Annotated in this window: 16 protein-coding genes; 8 read left to right on the top strand and 8 right to left on the bottom strand. The window is 63.7% G+C overall.

What is annotated here, in order from left to right; genetic code table 11:
* Positions 1-103: 103 nt before the first annotated feature.
* Positions 104-2,062: a bifunctional tRNA (5-methylaminomethyl-2-thiouridine)(34)-methyltransferase MnmD/FAD-dependent 5-carboxymethylaminomethyl-2-thiouridine(34) oxidoreductase MnmC gene (mnmC, locus tag FHR27_RS09540; RefSeq protein WP_179538449.1), complete on the bottom strand. Its 1,959-nt coding sequence runs from the start codon at positions 2,060-2,062 to the stop codon at positions 104-106.
* Positions 2,063-2,190: 128 nt separating this feature from the next.
* On the opposite strand from mnmC, the gene pap reads away from it, so the two are divergent.
* Positions 2,191-3,684, top strand: coding sequence for a polyphosphate:AMP phosphotransferase (gene pap, locus FHR27_RS09535; RefSeq protein ID WP_179538448.1), 1,494 nt, complete (start codon positions 2,191-2,193; stop codon positions 3,682-3,684).
* A gap of 69 nt (positions 3,685-3,753) precedes the next feature.
* Here the strand turns inward: pap and FHR27_RS09530 are convergent, their stop codons facing one another.
* The 3 genes from FHR27_RS09530 to FHR27_RS09520 form a co-directional block, all read right to left on the bottom strand.
* Positions 3,754-3,981: a DUF6316 family protein gene (locus tag FHR27_RS09530; protein WP_179538447.1), complete on the bottom strand. Its 228-nt coding sequence runs from the start codon at positions 3,979-3,981 to the stop codon at positions 3,754-3,756.
* A gap of 1,784 nt (positions 3,982-5,765) precedes the next feature.
* Complete coding sequence (locus FHR27_RS09525; protein WP_042554018.1) at positions 5,766-6,167, bottom strand: YbaN family protein; 402 nt, start codon at positions 6,165-6,167, stop codon at positions 5,766-5,768.
* Positions 6,168-6,183: 16 nt separating this feature from the next.
* Positions 6,184-6,771: a UPF0149 family protein gene (locus FHR27_RS09520; RefSeq protein ID WP_042554019.1), complete on the bottom strand. Its 588-nt coding sequence runs from the start codon at positions 6,769-6,771 to the stop codon at positions 6,184-6,186.
* 364 nt (positions 6,772-7,135) lie between these two features.
* Between FHR27_RS09520 and recQ the strand changes: the two genes are divergently transcribed.
* From recQ to FHR27_RS09495, 5 genes are all read left to right on the top strand, one after another.
* Positions 7,136-9,259 carry a DNA helicase RecQ gene (gene recQ / locus FHR27_RS09515; RefSeq protein WP_179538446.1) on the top strand — a complete coding sequence of 708 codons (2,124 nt, stop codon included), beginning with the start codon at positions 7,136-7,138 and terminating at the stop codon, positions 9,257-9,259.
* A 117-nt stretch (positions 9,260-9,376) separates the two neighbouring features.
* On the top strand, positions 9,377-9,811 hold the full coding sequence (locus FHR27_RS09510; RefSeq protein ID WP_042554021.1) for a MarR family transcriptional regulator: 435 nt from the start codon (positions 9,377-9,379) through the stop codon (positions 9,809-9,811).
* A complete protein-coding gene (locus tag FHR27_RS09505; protein ID WP_179538445.1) occupies positions 9,811-11,211 on the top strand; it encodes a DHA2 family efflux MFS transporter permease subunit in 1,401 nt (466 codons plus the stop codon). The genes FHR27_RS09510 and FHR27_RS09505 overlap by 1 nt, the downstream gene beginning before the upstream one ends.
* 238 nt (positions 11,212-11,449) lie before the next feature.
* Positions 11,450-13,573 (top strand): FimV family protein, encoded by a 2,124-nt coding sequence (locus FHR27_RS09500; RefSeq protein ID WP_179538444.1) that lies wholly within the window; start codon positions 11,450-11,452, stop codon positions 13,571-13,573.
* Between the two features lie 368 nt (positions 13,574-13,941).
* Positions 13,942-14,235, top strand: a complete 294-nt coding sequence (locus FHR27_RS09495) for a SelT/SelW/SelH family protein (RefSeq protein WP_042554023.1) — start codon at positions 13,942-13,944, stop codon at positions 14,233-14,235.
* A 10-nt stretch (positions 14,236-14,245) separates the two neighbouring features.
* On the opposite strand, the gene FHR27_RS09490 is transcribed toward FHR27_RS09495, so the two are convergent.
* The 3 genes from FHR27_RS09490 to FHR27_RS09480 form a co-directional block, all read right to left on the bottom strand.
* Entirely contained in the window at positions 14,246-15,115 is an 870-nt protein-coding gene (locus FHR27_RS09490; RefSeq protein ID WP_179538443.1) for a DMT family transporter, read from the bottom strand.
* Positions 15,112-15,447, bottom strand: a complete 336-nt coding sequence (locus FHR27_RS09485; RefSeq protein WP_042554025.1) for a tRNA-binding protein — start codon at positions 15,445-15,447, stop codon at positions 15,112-15,114. Before FHR27_RS09485 ends, FHR27_RS09490 begins: the two co-directional genes overlap by 4 nt.
* A gap of 66 nt (positions 15,448-15,513) precedes the next feature.
* Positions 15,514-16,272 carry a helix-turn-helix transcriptional regulator gene (locus tag FHR27_RS09480; protein WP_179538442.1) on the bottom strand — a complete coding sequence of 253 codons (759 nt, stop codon included), beginning with the start codon at positions 16,270-16,272 and terminating at the stop codon, positions 15,514-15,516.
* Positions 16,273-16,458: 186 nt separating this feature from the next.
* Between FHR27_RS09480 and FHR27_RS09475 the strand changes: the two genes are divergently transcribed.
* Both FHR27_RS09475 and FHR27_RS09470 read left to right on the top strand, forming a co-directional pair.
* Positions 16,459-17,283 (top strand): UDP-2,3-diacylglucosamine diphosphatase, encoded by an 825-nt coding sequence (locus FHR27_RS09475; RefSeq protein WP_042554027.1) that lies wholly within the window; start codon positions 16,459-16,461, stop codon positions 17,281-17,283.
* Positions 17,280-18,323 carry a glycosyltransferase family 4 protein gene (locus FHR27_RS09470; protein WP_179538441.1) on the top strand — a complete coding sequence of 348 codons (1,044 nt, stop codon included), beginning with the start codon at positions 17,280-17,282 and terminating at the stop codon, positions 18,321-18,323. Before FHR27_RS09475 ends, FHR27_RS09470 begins: the two co-directional genes overlap by 4 nt.
* A 28-nt stretch (positions 18,324-18,351) precedes the next feature.
* On the opposite strand, the gene FHR27_RS09465 is transcribed toward FHR27_RS09470, so the two are convergent.
* Positions 18,352-19,740, bottom strand: coding sequence for an adenylate/guanylate cyclase domain-containing protein (locus FHR27_RS09465; protein WP_042554029.1), 1,389 nt, complete (start codon positions 19,738-19,740; stop codon positions 18,352-18,354).
* Between the last annotated feature and the right edge of the window lie 85 nt (positions 19,741-19,825).

The following is a 19,825-nucleotide window of genomic DNA, read 5'->3' as shown; positions in this document are numbered from 1 at the left end:
ATCGCCATGGTAGGAACCGCGCCCCCTCGGCGAATCGCAAGGGCAGCGTCCGAATCGCGGTAAGGCCGCAACTGTTGGCGCGCCGCGCACCAATCGGTAGATATCAGCCCTTGCGGATCAGTTGCCGCAGCATGAAGCGGTTGGGGTGGCAGGCTTCGGCGATGTCCTGGGGGACTGGCAGCGGTTCGTCGTTGAGCCAGGCGGCGATCAGCTCGCCGGACAGCGGTGCGGTGATCAGCCCGCGGGAGCCGTGACCGCTGTTGATGTACAAGCCTTCCTGCCAGGGGCAAGGTACCTGCGGCACCTGGCGGGCGTCACGGGCCAGTACGGCGTAGGCCTCGGCGAAGGCGACAGGATCGGCGAGCGGCCCGACGATAGGCAAATAGTCCGGGCTGGTGCAGCGAAAAGCCGCGCGACCTTGCAGCGTATCCGGCTCGAGCGCGTCGACTTGCAGGCGGTCGGCGAGGTCGCCGGATATCTCCCGCAGCAGCTCCAGATTGCTGGCGTGCTCGGCGCTACTCGGCGTCAGGTCATCGCTGTCGAAATTGAAGCTGGCGCCCAGGGTATGTTCGCCCTGGCAAACCGGCGCCACATAACCTTCGGCGCACACCACAGTGCGCAACGCGATGCTCGTTGGTGACGCAGGCAGGCGGCTGATCTGCCCGCGGATTCGCTTGAGCGGCAACTGCGCGCTCTGTGCGAAGCGGGTGATATCCGCGGCCCCGCAAAGCACGACAACCGCTGCGCGGGCAATCATTCGCTCACCGCTCCAGGCCTGCCACTCACCGTCCACGCGTTTGAGCTGCAAGGCATGTTGACAACCGTGCAGGTTCACCTTTGGGTGAGCGATCAGATGCTGGCAGAGCGCAGGCGGGTGCACCCAGCCGGCGTCGGGGTAGAACAGCCCGCCGCTGGCCAGCCCGACACCCGCCTTGCGCTCGGCTTCCTCACGATCGATCTGAGTTAGCAAGGTGTCGGGAAAGGCGGCGGCGAGCTTGGCCTGGCGCTGTGCTTCACGCTCGTCGAAAGCCAGTTGCAGCACGCCGCAGTCGTCCCAGTCCTGTCCCTTGTGCAGACGCTCGAGCAGCCGGCGGGTGAAACCGAAGCCGTCGACGATCAGCCGCGACAGTGCCGTGCCATGGGCGGAGAGCTTGAGATACAGCACGCCCTGTGGATTGCCGGACGCTTCCTGAGCGATGGCCGCATGGCGTTCCAGCAGCTCCACCTGCCAACCCCGCGCGGCAAGGCTGGCGGCGGTAGCGCAGCCGGCGAGCCCTGCGCCGATCACCAATGCACTGCGCTCGCGTGGGCTATGGGCCGGGCGGGCGAACCACGGCTTGCTCGAGGTGCTGGCTGCACCGCCGAAGGTGCCGCGCATGACTTCCCATTTCTTGCCGAGGCCGGGAACCCGCTTCATCTGGAAGCCCGCGTCGTTGAGCGCACGGCGAACGTAGCCGGTGGATGTGAAGGTGCCGAGCGTGGTTTGCGCGGTGCTTAGCCGGGCCAGCTGAGCGAACAGGTCGGGGGTCCACATCTCGGGGTTCTTCGAGGGCGCGAAACCGTCGAGAAACCAGGCGTCGACACGAGCATCGAGCTGCGGCAGCATGGCCAACACGTCGCCGATCATCAGCGTCAGTACCACGCGCCCGGCGTCGAAAACCAGGCGCTGAAAGCCCGTGTTGATACCGAAATATCCATCGAGCAGTTGCTGGCTGTAGCGCTGCAGCGACGGCCACAGCGCTAGCGCGCGCTGCAGGTCGGCGTGGGTAAGCGGGTGCATTTCGACACTGACGAAATGCAGCCGTGCACCGCTTGGGGCCATTTGCTCGAACAGCTCCCAGGCGCAAAGAAAGTTCATGCCGGTGCCGAACCCGGTTTCGCCGATCACCAGTTGCTCGTCAGGTTGCAGCGCAGCGAAGCGTTGCGGCAGGTCGTTGTTGCTGAGGAATACGTAGCGCGTCTCTTCCAGGCCGTTCTCCCGGGAGAAATAGACGTCGGCGTATTGGCGTGACGAGGGCTGGCCCTGTTCGTCCCAGTCGAGTTGTGCGTGTTGATCGGCCATGGCGGCGTTCCTGAACGGGCAGGGCGGCGATTCTAACAGGGGCGATGTGCAGCGTGAGCGCCAACGCGGCTTGCACTGCAATGCCAACGGCCCCTAGTCTGGAGCATACCGTTCAGGAAGAGGTGCTTATGTTCGAATCCGCCGAGATCGACCACGTCATCGACAAGGCCACTTTCGACGCCGAAGAGCAGGTGCTGCGCGAGGCGCTGCTCGAGGCGCAATATGCGTTGCGCGAGCAGGGGCGTTCGGCGGTGATCATCCTGATCAACGGCATCGAAGGCGCAGGCAAGGGCGAGACGGTCAAGTTGCTCAACGAGTGGATGGACCCGCGCCTGATCCAGGTCAGTACCTTCGACCAGCAGACCGACGAAGAAATGGCCCGGCCGGCAGCCTGGCGCTACTGGCGGCAACTGCCGCCCAAGGGGCGGATCGGTATCTTCTTCGGCAACTGGTACAGCCAGATGCTGCAGGGCCGCGTCCACGGCGACCTGAAGAAGGACGACCTCAATGGCGCCATCGACGGCGCGCTCGGCCTGGAGCAGATGCTCTGCAACGAAGGCACGTTGATCTTCAAGTTCTGGTTCCACCTCTCCAAGAAACAGATGCTGGGCCGTCTCGAGAGCCTGCGGGACGATCCGTTGCACAGCTGGCGCCTTAGCCCGTTGGACTGGCAGCAGTCGAAGACCTACGACAAGTTCGTACGTGTCGGCGAGGATCTGTTGCGGCGCACCAGCCGCGATTACTCGCCCTGGTACATCGTCGCCGGTGCGGACGCCAATTACCGCAGCCTGACTGTTGGGCGCGTTCTGCTCGAGGGGTTGCAGGCCGCACTGCGCGGTACGGGTGAGCGTGCGCCGCTGCCTCATGCCACGCCGTTGATGACTCGAACCGACCAGCGCAGTCTGCTCGACAGCCTGGATATGAGTGCGCACCTGAGCAAAGCTGACTATCGCGAGCAACTGACCCGCGAACAGGCACGCCTGTCACTGTTGATGCGCGACAAACGCATGCGCCGCCATGCCTTGGTGGCGGTGTTCGAGGGTAACGATGCCGCTGGCAAGGGCGGAGCCATACGCCGGGTCGCCGCGGCGCTGGACCCCCGGCAATACCGTATCGTGCCGGTGGCAGCGCCGACCGAGGAGGAACGTGCGCAACCTTATCTTTGGCGTTTCTGGCGGCACATTCCGGCGCGCGGCAAGTTCACCGTGTTCGATCGTTCCTGGTACGGCCGGGTATTGGTGGAGCGGGTCGAGGGCTTCTGCGAACCGGCGGACTGGTTACGTGCCTATGGCGAGATCAACGATTTCGAGGAGCAGCTCAGTAATGCCGGCGTGGTGCTGGTGAAGTTCTGGCTTGCCATCGATGGCGACACCCAGCTGATGCGTTTTCGCGAGCGCGAGGCCAATCCGGTGAAGCGCTTCAAGATCACCGAGGAAGACTGGCGCAACCGCGAGAAGTGGCCGCAGTACCGCGAAGCGGTGGGCGATATGGTTGATCGCACCAGTACTCGCCTGGCGCCTTGGACGCTGGTCGAAGCCAACGACAAGCAGTTCGCCCGTGTGAAGGTACTGCGCACCATCAATGATGCGCTGGAAGCTGCTTTCGAAAAGGACGGGCGCTGAGGCCGTCGGTATCCGCGGCCCCTGGCCTGGCGTTGAGCGAAGCGAGACCCAGGGTTGATGGCCGATGGGTCAGGGCCTGAAGCCACCCTCGCTGTTGCGGCTCTCGATGATTGCCAGCGACTGCAGCATGCGGTCGATATAGCGAGGGATGCTGCGCTCGGCCTCATCCCGGGAAAAGTAGGGGCCTTCGAGGGTGCCTTCGCGCGTTGTGAAGAAGAACCGACCATTGATCGTGGTGACCCGGTCACTGCGGAAATGGGTGGTCGGGGTCGTATCCTGTGCACGCTGAGTCGTCATGCCTGTCACCTCCTGTGAACTGATCTCCCATGCAGTGTATCAGCGGATGGAAAATCTGTTGGCGATGCCCGGACGTGCAGTCTGGCTGTCTGCGGTCATGCCGATGGATCCTGGCGGATCAACCATCGCCCGCAAGCGGGCTCCTACAGTCGAGTGGCGTTTTGGGGGTGAGGGCGTGAGCCGATTCGAGCATTCCAACCTCCCGCGCAGTAGTGTTCGCGCCGCCGCGCACCCCGCAGGAGCCCGCTTGCGGGCGAAGCGAGGGTGGCCATTCTGATAGATCGGGGAGGCCGAACGACGGATCGCCCGCAAGCGGGCTCCTACAGTCGAGTGGTGTTTTGGGGGTGAGGGCGCTAGCCGATTCGAGATATTCCAACCTTTCGCACGGAAGCGATTCGCGCCGCCGTGCACCCCGCAGGAGCCCGCTTGCGGGCGAAGCGATGGTGGCCATTCTGATGGATCGGGGAGGCCGAACGACGGATCGCCCGCAAGCGGGCTCCTACAATCGGGTGGTGTTTTGGGGGTGAGGGCGAGCCAATTCGAGACATTCCAGCCTTTCGCACGGAAGCGATTCGCGCCGCCGCGCACCCCGCAGGAGCCCACTTGCGGGCGAAGCGAGGGTGGCCATTCTGATGGATCGGGGAGGCCGAACGACGGATCGCCCGCAAGCGGGCTCCTACAATTGAGTGATTTTTTGGACTTGAGGGCGCTAGCCGATTCGAGACATTCCAGCCTTCCGCACGGAAGCGATTCGCGCCGCCACGCACCCGTAGGAGCCCGCTTGCGGGCGAAGCGATGGTGGCCATGCTGATAGATCGGGGGCTGAACGACGGATCGCCCGCAAGCGGGCTCCTACAGTCGAGTGATTTTTTGGACTTGAGGGCGCTAGCCGATTCGAGGCATTCCAACCTTTCGCACGGTAGTGATTCGCGCCGCCGCGCACCCCGTAGGAGCCCGCTTGCGGGCGAAGCGATGGTGGCCATTCTGATAGATCGGGGGCCGAACGACGGATCGCCCGCAAGCGGGCTCCTACAGTCGGGTGGCGTTTTGGGCTTGAGGGCGCGAGCCGAATTCGAGACATTCCAGCCTTCCGCACGGAAGTGATTCGCGCCGCCGCGCATCCCGTAGGAGCCCGCTTGCGGGCGAAGCGATGGCGGTCATTCTGATAGATCGGGGGCCGAACGACGGATCGCCCGCAAGCGGGCTCCTACAGTCGAGTGGTGTTTTGGGGGTGAGGGCGAGCCAATTCGAGACATTCCAGCCTTTCGCACGGAAGCGATTCGCGCCGCCGCGCACCCCGCAGGAGCCCGCTTGCGGGCGAAGCGAGGGTGGCCATTCTGATAGATCGGGGAGGCCGAACGACGGATCGCCCGCAAGCGGGCTCCTACAGTCGGGTGGCTTTTTGGACTTTAGGGCGCGAGCCGATTCGAGATATTCCAACCTTTCGCACGGTAGTGATTCGCGCAGCCGCGCACCCCGTAGGAGCCCGCTTGCGGGCGAAGCGATGGTGGCCATTCTGATAGATCGGGTGCCGAACGACGGATCGCCCGCAAGCGGGCTCCTACAGTCGAGTGGTGTTTTGGGGTTGAGGGCGCGAGCCGATTCGAGCATTCCAACCTTTCGCACGGTAGCGATTCGCGCCGCCGCGCACCCCCGTAGGAGCCCGCTTGCGGGCGAAGCGAGGGTGGCCATTCTGATGGATCGGGGAGGCCGAACGACGGATCGCCCACAAGAGGGCTCCTACAATCGAGTGGCGTTTCCGGCGCGCAGGTGCTGTCGGCTATTCAGCGTCGGTCCGGCAGCGTCTTCTGTTTGAGGATGTACAGGCTGACGAGCACGGCGCTGGTCAGCATGAACAGGCGGGCCCATATCAGTGGTACCAGCCAGCAGGAAACACCGATGCTCAGCCACATCAGGCCGATCGCGTAAATCTTGGCCTTGCGGGGGATGCCTTCACCTTCGAGATAGTCGCGAATCCATGGGCCGAGGCGAGGGTGTTCCACCAGCCATAGATAGAAGCGTCGTGAGCTGCGCATGAAGCAGGCGGCAGCCAGCAGCAGGAAGGGAGTGGTTGGCAGTACCGGCAGGAAGATGCCGAGTACGCCCAGCGCTACGCTCAACCAGCCGAGGGTCAGCAGGCTATAGCGCAGCAGCGGGTTGCGTGTTTCGTAAGGTTCGCGCGCCATATCGATGGCGTCGCCATCAATGATGGCGAGGTTTGAGCAGGGCGGGCTTCTCTTCTGGCGCGTTGCACAGCAGGAACAGGGCGGTGAGCAGTTCGGGGATCTGCTCGATCATGCTGTCGACCAGATCGCGGTCACGGGCAATCTCGGCGAATTCCGGCTGCTCGTCGAACAGGCCGGAACCGACCATGATCGGCAGCAGCAGTTCGCTGACTTCGTCTTCGGCGTCGTCGAACCATACCGCTTCGCGCAGGAACACGCCTTCCATGAAACCGATGCACCAGCCGCGCAGGTCGGAGTCGTCAGGCTCGTCGCCCAAGTCCAGGTCGCAAGGGACTTCCGGCTCGTCGTCACTGGCCAGCTGGCGAGCGATGTGGGACTGCAGCTGGATAAGCGTGGCTTCGATGTCATCGCGCTCTTCATCGCTGCGGTAGTGCGGCGGCTCGGAGAACAGGGCATCGATCCACTCGCGGGTCTCGACCTTGTCCGGGCAGATGGAGAGGGCGGTCAGGTAACCGTGTGCGGCGACATAGTCCAACGCCTCTTCGTGCAGATCATCAGCATCGAGGAAGGCTTGCAGACGGGACAGTTGCTCGGCGAAGGACATCGGTGGCTACCTTGAAGAAGTAAACGAGGCTGGATTCTAGCAGGCTGTTGAAAAACTATCTGCGTTGCCGTTGCTTCGTTGAAAACAGGTTCAGCAAGGCGTTTACGGCTAACGCACTTCAGTGCGGCCCGAAGGGCGAGCGAAGCGAGTCATGCTCATTTACAACTCGTAAACTCCGCGTTCCCACCTGTTTTCGCCTTGCACCGGCTGCCTCGCCTAGGTTTTTCAACGGCCTGTTAGAGCAGACCAACCAGCCCGGCCAGAGTTGCAGGCAAAACGGCGTGCTAAACGCTAAAAAACACATCCGTTGCCCGTCGCCGCGAGACACTTGCGTATAATGCCCCGCTTGATTCGGAGACCCTACATGCTCGAGCAGGCGCAACGCATCCTCAAAGACGTATTCGGCTATGACAGCTTCCGTGGCCGCCAGGGTGCGATCATCGAGCGCGTGGCCAGTGGTGGCGATGCGCTGGTGCTGATGCCGACCGGTGGCGGCAAGTCGCTGTGTTTTCAGGTGCCGGCGTTGCTGCGCGATGGCCTGGCGGTAGTGGTTTCACCGCTGATCGCGCTGATGGACGATCAGGTGGCGACCCTGGAAGAGCTGGGTGTGGCCGCTGTGGCGCTGAACTCCACGCTGGATGCGGATCAGCAGCGCGATATCGCTGATCGTATCCGTCGCGGCGAGATCAAGATGCTCTATCTCGCCCCGGAGCGTCTGGTGCAGCCGCGCATGCTGGCCTTCCTGCAGCAGTTGCAGATCGCGCTGTTCGCCATCGACGAGGCTCACTGCGTGTCCCAGTGGGGGCATGATTTCCGTCCCGAATACCTGCAGTTGGGGCAACTGGCCGAGCTGTTCCCCGATGTGCCGCGCATCGCCCTGACCGCGACCGCGGACATGCGTACCCGTGAGGAAATCGTCAATCGTCTGCATTTGCAGAATGCCGAGCGCTTCCTGTCCAGCTTCGACCGTCCCAACATCTTTTACCGCATCGTGCCCAAGGAGCAGCCCCGCAAGCAGTTGCTGGCGTTTCTGGCCGCGCGCAAGGGCGATGCAGGCATCGTCTATTGCCTGTCGCGCAAGAAGGTCGAAGAGGTGGCGGGCTTCCTGACCGAGCAGGGCTTTCCGGCGCTGCCCTATCACGCCGGCCTGCCGGCCGAACTGCGGGCCTACAACCAGAAGCGCTTCCTCAATGAGGAAGGGCTGATCATGGTGGCGACGATCGCCTTCGGCATGGGTATCGACAAGCCCAACGTGCGCTTCGTCGCGCACCTCGATCTGCCCAAGTCGCTGGAAGCCTATTACCAGGAAACCGGCCGTGGCGGCCGCGACGGTCTGCCGGCCGACGCCTGGATGGCCTACGGCCTGCAGGACATGATCTTCCTCAAGCAGATGCTCGCCAATTCCGAAGGCGACGAGCGCCACAAGCGCGTGGAGCAGCACAAGCTCGATGCGATGCTCGCGCTGTGCGAGGAAACCCGTTGCCGCCGCCAGGTGCTGCTGGCCTATTTCGACGAAGAGTTGCCGCAGCCCTGCGGGCATTGCGACAACTGCACCGACGGCGTGCAAACCTGGGACGCCACCGAACCGGCGCGCCAGGCGCTGTCGGCCATCTACCGCAGTGGTCAGCGTTATGGCGTCGGCCACCTGGTGGACATTCTGCTCGGCCGTGACAACGAGAAGATGCGCGGCCTTGGCCATCAGCATCTCTCTGTTTTCGGTGTGGGCAGTGCGCTCAGCGAAGGCGAGTGGCGCTCGCTGTTCCGTCAGTTGGTCGCGCGTGGCCTGGCTGATGTGGACTTGGAGGGCTATGGCGGGCTGCGCCTGTCCGACAGCTGTAGGCCATTGTTAAGGGGGGAGGTGACGCTGCAACTGCGCCGTGACCTCAAACCGCAACAGAGTGCCAAGGCCTCGGGTAGCCCGGCGCGGCAGTTGGTGCGGGGCGAGGAGCGCGAGCAGTGGGAAGCGCTGCGTGCCCTGCGCAAGCGTCTGGCCGAGGAGCACGCGGTGCCGCCTTACGTCATCTTCCCGGATGCCACGCTGCTGGAGATGCTGCGCAGCAAGCCCACCACGCTGGCGGAAATGGCCCGTGTCAGTGGTGTCGGCGCGCGCAAGCTGGAGCGTTACGGCGATGCTTTCCTCGAAGTGCTGGCCGGCAACGAAGCGCCGCAGCCGGTGGTCGATCTGCGTCATGAATTGGTCAGCCTGGCGCGTGCCGGGATGACCCCCGCGCAAATCGCCAGTCAGCTCGGCTGCAGTCAGAAGAGCGCCTACTCGCTGCTTGCCGAGGCCATCGCTGACCAGCAGATTTCCCTGGAGCAGGCTCTCGATCTGCCTGAGCAACTGCTCGGCGAGATTCAGGACGCTTTCCTCGATGGCGAGGGTGAGCTACCACCTGTGGCGCAGATCAGCCCGCTGTTCGTCGGGCGCGTGGAGGAGGGTGTGCTGCATTGCGTCCGGGCCGCATTACAAGCTGAATTCGAAGCCTGATCGACGATTATTGACGCGACAGTCTCTTATCTCGCAACGACCGCAATCTTGCTCTCTGCCAAAAGCTATGGTTAGCTCGCTAATAATTAGTTTTTGATAATTCCAAGAGCGGCCTCAATGTCCCAATCCGAACAACACCGTTTTGCCATGCAGTTGGCCCAGCTGTCCCGTTCCTGGCGCGCCGAGCTGGATCGGCGGCTTGCCGGTCTGGGGCTGTCCCAGGCGCGCTGGCTGGTGCTGCTGCACATCGGCCGTTTCGCCGAGCTGCCGACCCAACGTGAGTTGGCCCAAAGTGTCGGTGTGGAAGGGCCTACCCTGGCCCGCTTGCTCGATAGCCTCGAGGCGCAGGGGCTGGTCACCCGCCAGGCAGTGCCCGAAGATCGTCGCGCCAAGAAGATCGCCTTGTGCCCTGCCGCCAAACCGCTGATCGAGCAGATCGAAGCCATCTCCACGCAACTGCGTGAAGAGCTTTTCGCTGGCATCGACGAGGAGGATCTGCGGCGCTGCCAGCAGGTCCACGCACGCATTCTGGGTAACCTGGAACGGCGTTGATGCAGGACCTGTCTCTCCTGCAGAGACGCTTCGGGCCACGTTATCCGCAGTATCTGCTGGTCGTGCTGATGCTGGGCAGCATGGCGATGATTCTGGCGTCGACCAGCATCAATGTGGCATTGCCGGCGATCATGGTCGATTTCCACATTGGCCGCCCCCTTGCCCAGTGGCTGTCCACCGGGTTTCTCGCGGCGATGACCGCTGGATTGCTGCTGTCTGCCTGGGCCCAGGCCCGGTTCGGCGCTCGCCGGACGGCGCAGGCGGGCCTGGGGTTGTTCATCGTTACCTCGTTGCTCGCACTGGTGGCCGATGCCGCCTGGCAACTGATCGCCTTGCGCGTCATTCAGGGGCTGTGCGCCGGTATCGTCCAGCCGCTGGCGATGGTGCTGATCTTTCAGGTGTTCGCTGGCGGTGGTCGCGGTACCGCGCTGGGGGCTTACGGGCTCGGCGTGATGATCGCGCCTACGCTGGGGCCGACCATCGGCGGCTATCTGGTCGATGACTTCGGCTGGTATGCGGTGTTCTGGCTGCCTCTGCCAATGTGCGTACTGGCCATGCTCGCCGGGCAGTTTCTGATGCCCAGCGCGCGTCAGCGCAATACGCCATTTCTCGACCTGTGGGCATTCAGCCTGTTGTGCGTTGGTCTGTTCGCCTGGCTCGGTGCCCTGGCCGAAGCGCAGCGCTTTCCCTGGGTGCAGCCGCGGGTCTGGCTCACTGGCCTGCTCGGCAGCCTGGCGATGGCCGGCTTTCTATGGCGCAGCCGCCACAGTGCTCGCCCGCTGCTGCCGCTCGGGCTCTGGCTGCATGTCGGCTTTCGCAAGGCCAGCTGGGTGGCGCTCGCGCTCGGCATGGGGCTGTACGGCACTACCTATCTGATTCCTCTGCATGTGCAGACCATCGAGGGCTATAGCGCGGGCAGGGCCGGTCTGCTGTTGCTGCCAACCGGCATTCTGATGGGTGTGGCCTCGTTTCTCGGTGGCTGGCTGAGTGACCGTCTGTCCACTGCGGTGTTGCTGGTCAGCGGCTTGCTGATGTTGGCGCTGTCTTCGTTCGGGCTGGGTTGGCTGGAACCGGGGGCCTCCTTTTTGGTGCTTTGCTGCTGGGCCTGCGTGGGGCGAGTCGGCCTGGGTATTCTGTTGCCCGCACTGAGCACCGGAGCGCTGGACATTCTCGGCCGTGAACAGCTGGCGCACGGAGCGGGCGCAATCACCTTCGTGCGTCAGTTGGGCGGTGCATTCGGCGTCAACCTGCTGACGTTCTTTCTGGAGTGGCGACATCGCCGGGAGGGCGGGGATTTCTCTGCCGAGGTGGTGGCGTTTCAGCAAAGTTATCTACTGATGGGGGCGCTGTTCGTCTTGACCGTTTTGGCTGCCTGGAACATTCGCCCGTCACAACGTTGACGTCGTTCACATAACTAGCCGTATTTCTGGCTTTTTGCGTATGATGGCCAGATGCTCGACTTCGAGCGGATCATGCGGGTTGAAAACTCGCAAGCCGTTGAATCGAGACCATACTCACTACTCGGTGGGACAAGGAGCGTTTGCCGACGCAGCGCTGTGCTACGCCGCATCTTGCAGGAAGACCGATCCGGTTTCGGTTGCTGCAGCTACTCTTCGAGCGGAGTTATCGGGAGCTTTTATGACTCGTGTTCGTCACTTACTGATCGGCCTGGCATCAGGTTCGGCATTCTATTCGGGACTGGCGCCAGCGCTGGGGCTGGGTGAGATCACCCTGCATTCGGCACTCAATCAGCCGCTGAATGCCGAGATCGAACTGCTGGCGGTCGGCGATGACATGAGCACTTCGGATATCAAGGTCTCACTGGCGCCGGCAGATGCCTTCAATCTTGCCGGTGTCGAGCGCATCTATTTTCTCAATGACCTGCGCTTCAGCCCGGTACTGCGCGGCGGCAACAGCGTCGTGCGGGTGGTCTCCAATCAGCCGGTGCGTGAGCCCTATCTGAACTTCATCGTCGAGCTCAAGCGGCCGGGCGGCCAGTTGCTGCGCGAATACACGGTGCTGCTCGATCCGCCGACGTCATCGTCCTACACCAGCCAGGCGGCTCAGGTTGGCAACGAACAGTTCACATCGTATGCGCCGCCGCGCCGCACGCCGATCGCCAGCCGGGGTGAGCGTTATCAGGTCGCCAGCGGCGAGAGCTTGTGGACCATTGCGTCCAAGCTGCGGGTTGAGGGCAATCAGTCCTCCCTGCAGGACCTTATGCTGGACATTCACGCGCTCAACCCCGAGGCCTTCAGCAACGGTGATATCCATCGTCTGCGCGCCGGGGCCTCGTTGCTGCTGCCGGATCACGCCCGCATAGCCGAAGCCGCACCCAGCCAGCCTGCGCAGTCAGGGCCTGCACCGCAGCCTGCAGCCCCTGCGCAGATCATCCCCGATACCGCGCCGCAACAGCCTGCCGAACCGCAGGTGGAAGTGCTTGCGCAGATTCGCCGTGTCGAGGAAGAGGTCGCCAACCGCAGTGCCGAGAACCTGCAACTGCAGCAGGACCTGCTGGTGGTGCAGAACCAGTTGAAAGACATGATGACGCGCATGGAAGCGCGTGATCAGCAGATCGCCCAGTTGCTCGAGCAGCTCGCCCAGCGCCCGGCAGCCGCTGCGCCTGCAGTGCCGGCCGCCGCTCCGGCACCGCCTGCGGCCGCGCAGGAGCCTGTTGCCGCTCCGGCACCTGCTGCGCAGCCGGCTGCCGAAGGTTTCTGGAATCTGTGGAACATGCTGCTGGCAGCCCTGCTGGGCTTACTGGCGCTCCTGTTGTTGCTGTTCAAGCGCAAGCGCACGCCTGCCCCCGAAGTCATCGCCGAGCCGGTCGTGGTGGTGCCGCCAGTGGTTCAGGCGCCCGCGCCCGAGGCTGTCGAACCGGTCGTGGCGCCGCGGGCCACGGTGGTGGATGTACCGCTGCCAGTACGCCCTGCAGTTGTCGCGAGGGCGGAGCCGAATCCCACCGATCCGCTGGATGGCGCCAATATCTACCTCGCCTATGGCCGTATAGGCGAAGCGGTATCCGTACTGCGCCAGGCGTCGCAAGCCAACCCGCAGCGCCTGGACATTCGCTTCCGTCTGCTCGAAGTGCTGGCACAGCAGGGCAATACGGCCGCTTTTGCCGAAGAAGAGAGCACGTTGCGTAACGCCGGGTTCGACGGTGAGCGTATCGACGAGCTCAAGGGCCGTTACCCGGCACTGTTCGCCTCGCAGCTGAGTGCCCAGGACCCTGACGATTCACTGGAGCCGCTGGAAGGTCTCGATGAGCTGATCCTCGAATTGGACGACACACCGGCTCCGGCGCCCGCGTCCGAGCAGAGGAAAGCCCAGGAGGACGATTTCCAGTTGAACCTGGACGATCTGTCGCTGGATGCCGACTGGGATCTGGTCAACCCCTTCGAAAATGGAGCACGCAAGAAGCGTGGTGGCGTCGACGCCGAATCCTCCGCGGCGCAGAGTGCCGAGCAGTCCACCGATATCTTCGGCCACGATGCCAGTAGCCCGTTCGCTGGCACCATGCTGGTCGAAGAGGAGGGGCCGGAGGATGAATGGCTCGAGCTGGACGATCTGCCCAGTGAGCCGGCTGAAGGGTTCGACCGCTTCGTCACCAACCACGAGAACCTCACCAAGCTCAACCTGGCGATGGCCTACATCGAACAGGACGATCTGGAAGCAGCCTGCGACATCCTCAACGAAGTGATCAACGAGGGTGACGAGGACGAGAAGCAGGAAGCCCGCGAGCTGCTCGCGCGTATTGCGTAGGCGCGTTTCCCCTGGCGCGAATGATCTTGCCTCACCGAAATTTGGGTGTTGGCCGCACGATTCGCCGCGGGGGCGGTTGCAGCACATCGCAGGTGGGAGCGTCGCCCTCGGCGCGAACGATTTTGGCCTCACCGCAATTTTGGTGTTGGCCGCACGGTTCGCCGCGGGGGCGCGGCTCCTACGCTAATGCGGCATTTCCGCCGACCGTAGGCGCGTCGCCCCGGCGCGAAAGCGATTGCGGCCATTCCACAAGACCGCAGCGTTACGACCATTCGCCGCGGGCGCGCGGCTACGGGGCTGGTGCAGTAACGCGGCTTGTCATGGCCGGCGCGCTGTTAAGATAGCGGCCAGAGCAATGGAGCCCACCCATGACCCCCAGCAAAGCCGAAGTCACCATCACCTATTGCACCCAGTGCCAGTGGCTGCTGCGCGCGGCGTGGTTAGCCCAGGAACTGCTGTCGACCTTCGCCGATGACCTTGCCAGGGTCAGCCTCGAACCAGCCACCGGCGGTACTTTCCGCGTTCAGTGCAACGGTGTCGAGATCTGGGAGCGCAAGGCCGATGGAGGGTTTCCCGAGGCCAAGGTGCTCAAGCAGCGGGTGCGCGACCAGATCGACCCGGCCCGCGACCTGGGCCACAACGACAGGCCCGCAGCCAATTGAGTCGCGCCGACTAGGCGGTTTTCGGCACTTGCCGCGAGCTGGCCTGAGCAGCGCTCATGCATACCGCGAAGATGATCAGGCTGCCGCCAGCGAGCATGCCAGGAGTCGGAACCTGGTTGAACAGCAGCCAGGCGAAGCCGATGCCGTACACCGGCTCGAGGGCGAAGATCAGTGCGGCATTGCGCGCTTTGACGACCCGCAAGCTGGCCACCAGCAAGCTGTGCGCCAGCGCCGTGCACAACACGCCCAGTAGCGCCAGCCAGAACCATTGAGCGGCTGCCAGGCTCTGCAGCGTTGCACCCGCGAATGGCAGGGAGCAGGCCAGTGCCACGAGGTTCTGCCCCATCGCCGCCTGGATCGGCTCGACGTGTCTGGCGATGGTTCGGCCAAGCAACGACAGCAGGGCGAACAGCAGCCCCGACATCACTCCCCAAAGCAGTCCCTGGGTGTGGCTGTCGCTCGGATCCAGAGCGGGCGCAACCAGCAGCAGACCGATACTGACCAGCGCGACCATCAGGTATTCACCAGGCCGTGGGCGTTCACCCAGCAGGAGCACTTCAAGCAGCACGGTGAAGGCTGGAAAGCTGGCGAAACCCAGCGTCGCGATAGCCACGCCTGACACCCGCACCGATTCGAAGAAGGTCAGCCAGTGCGCTCCCAGCAGCAGGCCGCCCAATACCAGCCAGGGCAGGTGACGGGCTGCGACGCGCAACGGTTTGCGTGTTGCGAGCAGAAACAGGCCCAGTGCAAGCACGGCGAACAGCGCGCGGCCGCTGACGATGGCGATCGGCGAGGTGCTCGCCAACTCGCCGAAGATCCCGGACAGGCCAAACGCCAGGGCGCCCAGATGCAGGCCGAGCAGTGCATTGCGGGTGTTCATGCCAGGCGCGCGCCATTGGGCAAGGGCTTGTCGAAGCTGGCCAGGACGACTTTGCCATCGCTGTCATAGACTCCCGTGACCAGTACTTCGGAACGTACTCCAGCAATGCGTTTGGGGGCGAAGTTGCAAACGCAGAGCACTTGGCGCCCCACCAGTTCGTCGGCGCCGTAATGGGCCGTGAGTTGGGCGCTGGAGGTACGGACGCCCAGCTCGCCGAGGTCCACCTGCAGCACGTAGGCGGGTTTCAAGGCTTTTTCGTTGGGTGATGCGCTGATGAGGGTGCCGACGCGCAGCTCGACGCGTTCGAAGTCCTGCCATTCGATGATTTGCATGATGCCGCTCCTGTTTTGGCTGCACTCTAAAGGGCCGGAACAGGATCAGCTGTCGCGTGACTGGCGTTATTTGTCGCGAGGCTGGCGCTCGCGCAGCGCTTTGGGCGTTTCGCCGAATTGTCGGGAGAGGGCGGCGGTGAACGCGCTCTGCGAGGTGTAGCCGACTCGTGCAGCGATCTCGCCGACGCTCAGGCGGCTGTTGTGCAGCAGTTGCCGGCCCAGGCGCAGGCGTTTATCGCGCACGTAGGCCATGGGGGTGAGCCCAGTCTCGTCGAGAAAGCGGTTGTGAAAGCGTGCGGCCGAAAGCCCGGCAAGGCTGGCCAGGTCCGCCACCTGAATGGGATGGGCAGCGTGCCGCTCGATATAGGCGTTCAGCGCGCTCAGCGGCAGGCCCAGGCTGGGACGTGAATCCGCCTGCGCACTAAGGCTGGCCAGCAGCAGGATAGAGCCCTGGCGAGCGATCAGCGGATCGTTGATCGGGCTGGCGGCCAGCCAGTTGACCAGGCCGCTCTGCGTGACCGACAGCTCGACCTTCTGCGGCGCGTCCAGCAGGCGTCGGCTGGCATCGACATGGTTGCCCAGGTGTCGCTCCAGCCAGTCACCCGCCGGTACGTCGAACACCAGGCATTCGCTACCGTGACGGCTGTCGCAGGCATGGCGTGCGCCGGCTGGCACCACCACCAGGGTTTGCCGGCTGATACGACTGCCAAGGCCCGCCACCTCGAACTGCAGGTGCCCGCTCACGCCGAAAACCAGTTGGGCATGGTCATGCTCGTGGCAGACGATGTCCTGATGGTAGTGGCGTACTGACAAGAGCGCTGACATGGCGGAGTTCCTCGAACGGTCGTGGCAGTTTACTCCGTGAGCCGGTTTTTGGGATCTGGGCAACGGGCGGGCGTCTGCGAAAAGGCCGCTTTCGTGATGCTGCTGTCATCGAATCGCCATGCCACGTTCACAATCATTTCACCGCTTTCGCTCAAGCTCGGCCGAAAATCTGCCGGAGATCGCCCGATGAGCATCGCACAACTGGTAAGGCCGAGCCGCAAGCAACGTGTCCGTACGCTGTGGATTTCCGATGTGCATCTGGGCACACGGGACAGCCAGGCCGAGCACCTGGCGGCCTTCCTCAAGCGTTATCAGGCCGAGCGCATCTACCTGGTGGGCGACATCATCGATGGCTGGAAGCTGCGTGGCGGCATCTACTGGCCGCAGGCGCATACCAACGTGATCAGGCGCCTGCTGACCATGAGCAAGCGCGGCACCCAGGTCATCTACGTCACCGGCAATCATGACGAGTTCCTGCGCCGCTATTCGAAGCTGTTGCTGGGCAACATCCAGCTTGTCGACGAAGCTGAACACGTCACCGCCGATGGGCGACGCCTGCTGGTGATCCACGGCGACCAGTTCGACGTGATCACCCGCTATCACCGCTGGTTGGCCTTTCTCGGCGATTCGGCCTACACCGTCACCCTGGTGCTCAATCGCTGGCTCAATCACTGGCGGCGCCGCTATGGGTACGGCTACTGGTCGCTGTCCGCGTACCTGAAGCACAAGGTCAAGACGGCGGTGAACTTCATCAGCGATTTCGAGGAGGCCATCACCCACGAGTGCGCTCGTCGTGGCTTCGACGGTGTGGTGTGCGGGCATATCCACCACGCGGAGATTCGCACGCTGGGAGACGTCGAGTACCTCAACTGCGGCGACTGGGTCGAATCCTGCACGGCGCTGATCGAGCACCCGGACGGGCGCATCGAACTGTACCGCCTGGCCGATGAGCAGGAGCGCCTGGCGCAACTGCAGGCAGACAAGGTCGCGGTCATTGAGCCGGCCGCATGAGGCTGCTGATCGTCACCGATGCCTGGGCGCCGCAAGTCAATGGCGTGGTCACCAGCCTGCAGGCCCTGGTCAGCGAGTTGCGGGACATGGGGCATCTTGTCGACGTGCTTTCACCCGGTGCGTTTCGCTGCGTGCCCTGTCCGAGCTACCCGGAGATTCCCTTGGCCTGGGACCTCTGGCGGGTCGCTGCGGCCATCGAGGCATTCGCGCCTGATTGCGTGCACCTGGCGACCGAGGGGCCCCTGGGGTGGGCCGCGCGACGTTGGCTGCTGCGCCGAGGTATGGCCTTTTCCAGCGCGGTGCATACCCGCTTTCCCGAGTACCTGACGACGCGCTGTCCGTGGCTTCCGCTGGGGTTGGGGTATGCCTATCTGCGTCTGTTTCATCGTCCCAGCCAGGCGGTGCTGGTGAGTACCGAACGCTTGCGCGAGGGGCTTGCCGGCCGAGGGCTGCAGCGCCTGGCGTTATGGCGCAAGGGCGTGCATACCCACCTGTTCGCACCCAAGGCCCGCGCCCAGACGCCGGTGACCGCGGTATTCCTGTACGTGGGGCGCATCGCGCCGGAGAAGAACCTGCAGGCATTTCTCGATCTCGACCTGCCCGGCGAGAAGTGGGTGGTCGGTGATGGGCCGCAGCGAGAGGCGCTGCAGCAGGCGTATGCTCAGGTCAGATTCTTCGGCTATCGACACGGCGAGGCGTTGGCCGATTTCTATCGTCGCGCCAGTGTGCTGGTGTTTCCCTCGCTGACCGATACCTACGGCCTGGTGATGCTCGAGGCTCAGGCCTGCGGCACCCCGGTGGCGGCCTTCGCCGTGCCGGGACCGCTGGACGTGGTGGTGCCGGGCGTGACGGGCGTGCTCGCCGACGATCTGCGTCAGGCCTGCCTGGCAGCGCTGGAGCTGGATCGCAGGCAGTGTGCGGAGGAGGCCGGGCGACAGTCCTGGCGTGCCTCGGCTATCGAGTTTCTGGCCCGGCAGCCCCTGTTGAGCGGTGAGCCGCTGGAGATCGCATTGCCGGCTCGTGTCGCGGGCAGTTGCTGACGCCCCGGCCGCGTTCGCGCTGGCGGTGTCACATGATGATCTTGTCGCGCAGCTTCTCGGCAGCCTGTTGCAGGGCCTGGATGACCCGTTCCTTGTCGAAGTTCTGAATGCCGTTGGTATCCAGGTACATGGAGAACCCGGGCAACTCGTGCTCGACGTAGCTGGAGGTGGCGCCCAGGTCGCGGCGGAAGTCCACCACCTGGTAGATCTGCACTGGTCGAGTGAAGCCCTTGACGTTGATCTGGCCCTTGTCGCGGCACATGATCACGTCCTTGATCAGCGAGTAGGTCTCGTGGGAGATCAGGATCTCGCCGGCTTCGGCGGCGCTTTCCAGGCGGCTGGCCAGGTTCACGTCGCGACCGATGATGGTGTAGTCCATCCGCGTATCGGCGCCGAAGTTGCCCACCGTGCAGTAGCCGGTATTCAGGCCCATACGGATTTCCAGCGGTTTGGTGATGCCCTGGGCGCGCCAGTGCTGGCGCAACACCTTCATGTGCTTGCGCATGGCGATGGCCATCGAGACCGCTGCCATGGCGTCCTTCTTGGCGCCCTGGCTGCTCGGGTCACCGAAGAACACCATGACGCTGTCGCCGATGAACTTGTCGATGGTGCCGCCGAACTTCATGCAGATCTTCGACATCTCGTTGAGATAGGTGTTGAGCAGGTCGGTCAGGGCCTCGGCTTCCAGTTCTTCGGACAGTTCGGTGAAACCGCGAATGTCGGAAAAGAACACCGTGAGCTTCTTGCGCTGGGTTTCCAGGCGCACGTGTTTCTTGCCGCTGAAGATCGACTCCCACACTTGCGGCGACAGGTACTTGGCCAGGTTGCGGGCCAGGCGTGCGGCTTTTTCCTGCTCACGCTTGATCTCGATACGTACCTGGCTCAGGCGGATGCTCTGCTGGTGCACGAAGTACGCGGTGATGCAGATGTACAGGGTGGTAAAGACGATACTGACCAGCGCCACCAGAGCAGGGGTTTCCGGTGCGACGTGCAGGTCGGTGAGCGAGGCGGTGAGCAGTGCACCGCTGCACGCCACCAGCAGCGCCAGGCCCATGTCGCGCAGCCCGCCGACGATCAGGGCACTGAACGTGAGGGTGAGCAGGCACATCAGGCTGGGTACCACCGAAAAACCCAGCAGTGCGGCGGCGGCACCACAGTGCAGGGCATCGACGAACAGCAGGGTCATGACGGTACGGTGTGGATGCTCGTCCCTGAAACGCTTGCTGAGCCAGTACGCCAGGTGCGGATAGAGCAGGGCGTAGGGCACCAGCCACAATAGTTCGTGGCTGAACACCTGCGCGTAGGTACCAGCGGCAACGCTGGCGGCCACGGCGATATAGGCCAGCACACGGGAGTAATACTCGCGCGTAGGCAGCGTTGGTAACCCGTTCGGAATGGCGGAAAGAGTTGCATTCATGCGGTGGTGACGATCCCTGCTGTAAATCCGACTGCATTACCGGGAGCCAGGCAGCACGGGGCGTGCGGACGGGGCCAGCGGAAAA

It is taken from the genome of Pseudomonas flavescens (assembly GCF_013408425.1).
Taxonomy (GTDB): domain Bacteria; phylum Pseudomonadota; class Gammaproteobacteria; order Pseudomonadales; family Pseudomonadaceae; genus Aquipseudomonas; species Aquipseudomonas fulva_A.
The sequence above is the reverse complement of the archived record's forward strand: the minus strand, read 5'-3'. Positions and strand labels throughout refer to the sequence as shown.

Bases quoted from the DNA above. Each gene is read 5' to 3' on its own strand.
- recQ (WP_179538446.1), top strand. From the start codon at position 7,136: ATGCTCGAGCAGGCGCAACGCATCCTCAAAGACGTATTCGGCTATGAC.
- FHR27_RS09530 (WP_179538447.1), bottom strand. From the start codon at position 3,981: ATGACGACTCAGCGTGCACAGGATACGACCCCGACCACCCATTTCCGC.
- FHR27_RS09505 (WP_179538445.1), top strand. From the start codon at position 9,811: ATGCAGGACCTGTCTCTCCTGCAGAGACGCTTCGGGCCACGTTATCCG.
- FHR27_RS09495 (WP_042554023.1), top strand. From the start codon at position 13,942: ATGACCCCCAGCAAAGCCGAAGTCACCATCACCTATTGCACCCAGTGC.
- FHR27_RS09470 (WP_179538441.1), top strand. From the start codon at position 17,280: ATGAGGCTGCTGATCGTCACCGATGCCTGGGCGCCGCAAGTCAATGGC.
- FHR27_RS09465 (WP_042554029.1), bottom strand. From the start codon at position 19,740: ATGAATGCAACTCTTTCCGCCATTCCGAACGGGTTACCAACGCTGCCT.
- FHR27_RS09475 (WP_042554027.1), top strand. From the start codon at position 16,459: ATGAGCATCGCACAACTGGTAAGGCCGAGCCGCAAGCAACGTGTCCGT.
- FHR27_RS09520 (WP_042554019.1), bottom strand. From the start codon at position 6,771: ATGTCCTTCGCCGAGCAACTGTCCCGTCTGCAAGCCTTCCTCGATGCT.
- mnmC (WP_179538449.1), bottom strand. From the start codon at position 2,062: ATGGCCGATCAACACGCACAACTCGACTGGGACGAACAGGGCCAGCCC.
- FHR27_RS09480 (WP_179538442.1), bottom strand. From the start codon at position 16,272: ATGTCAGCGCTCTTGTCAGTACGCCACTACCATCAGGACATCGTCTGC.
- FHR27_RS09485 (WP_042554025.1), bottom strand. From the start codon at position 15,447: ATGCAAATCATCGAATGGCAGGACTTCGAACGCGTCGAGCTGCGCGTC.
- FHR27_RS09490 (WP_179538443.1), bottom strand. From the start codon at position 15,115: ATGAACACCCGCAATGCACTGCTCGGCCTGCATCTGGGCGCCCTGGCG.
- FHR27_RS09500 (WP_179538444.1), top strand. From the start codon at position 11,450: ATGACTCGTGTTCGTCACTTACTGATCGGCCTGGCATCAGGTTCGGCA.
- pap (WP_179538448.1), top strand. From the start codon at position 2,191: ATGTTCGAATCCGCCGAGATCGACCACGTCATCGACAAGGCCACTTTC.
- FHR27_RS09525 (WP_042554018.1), bottom strand. From the start codon at position 6,167: ATGGCGCGCGAACCTTACGAAACACGCAACCCGCTGCTGCGCTATAGC.
- FHR27_RS09510 (WP_042554021.1), top strand. From the start codon at position 9,377: ATGTCCCAATCCGAACAACACCGTTTTGCCATGCAGTTGGCCCAGCTG.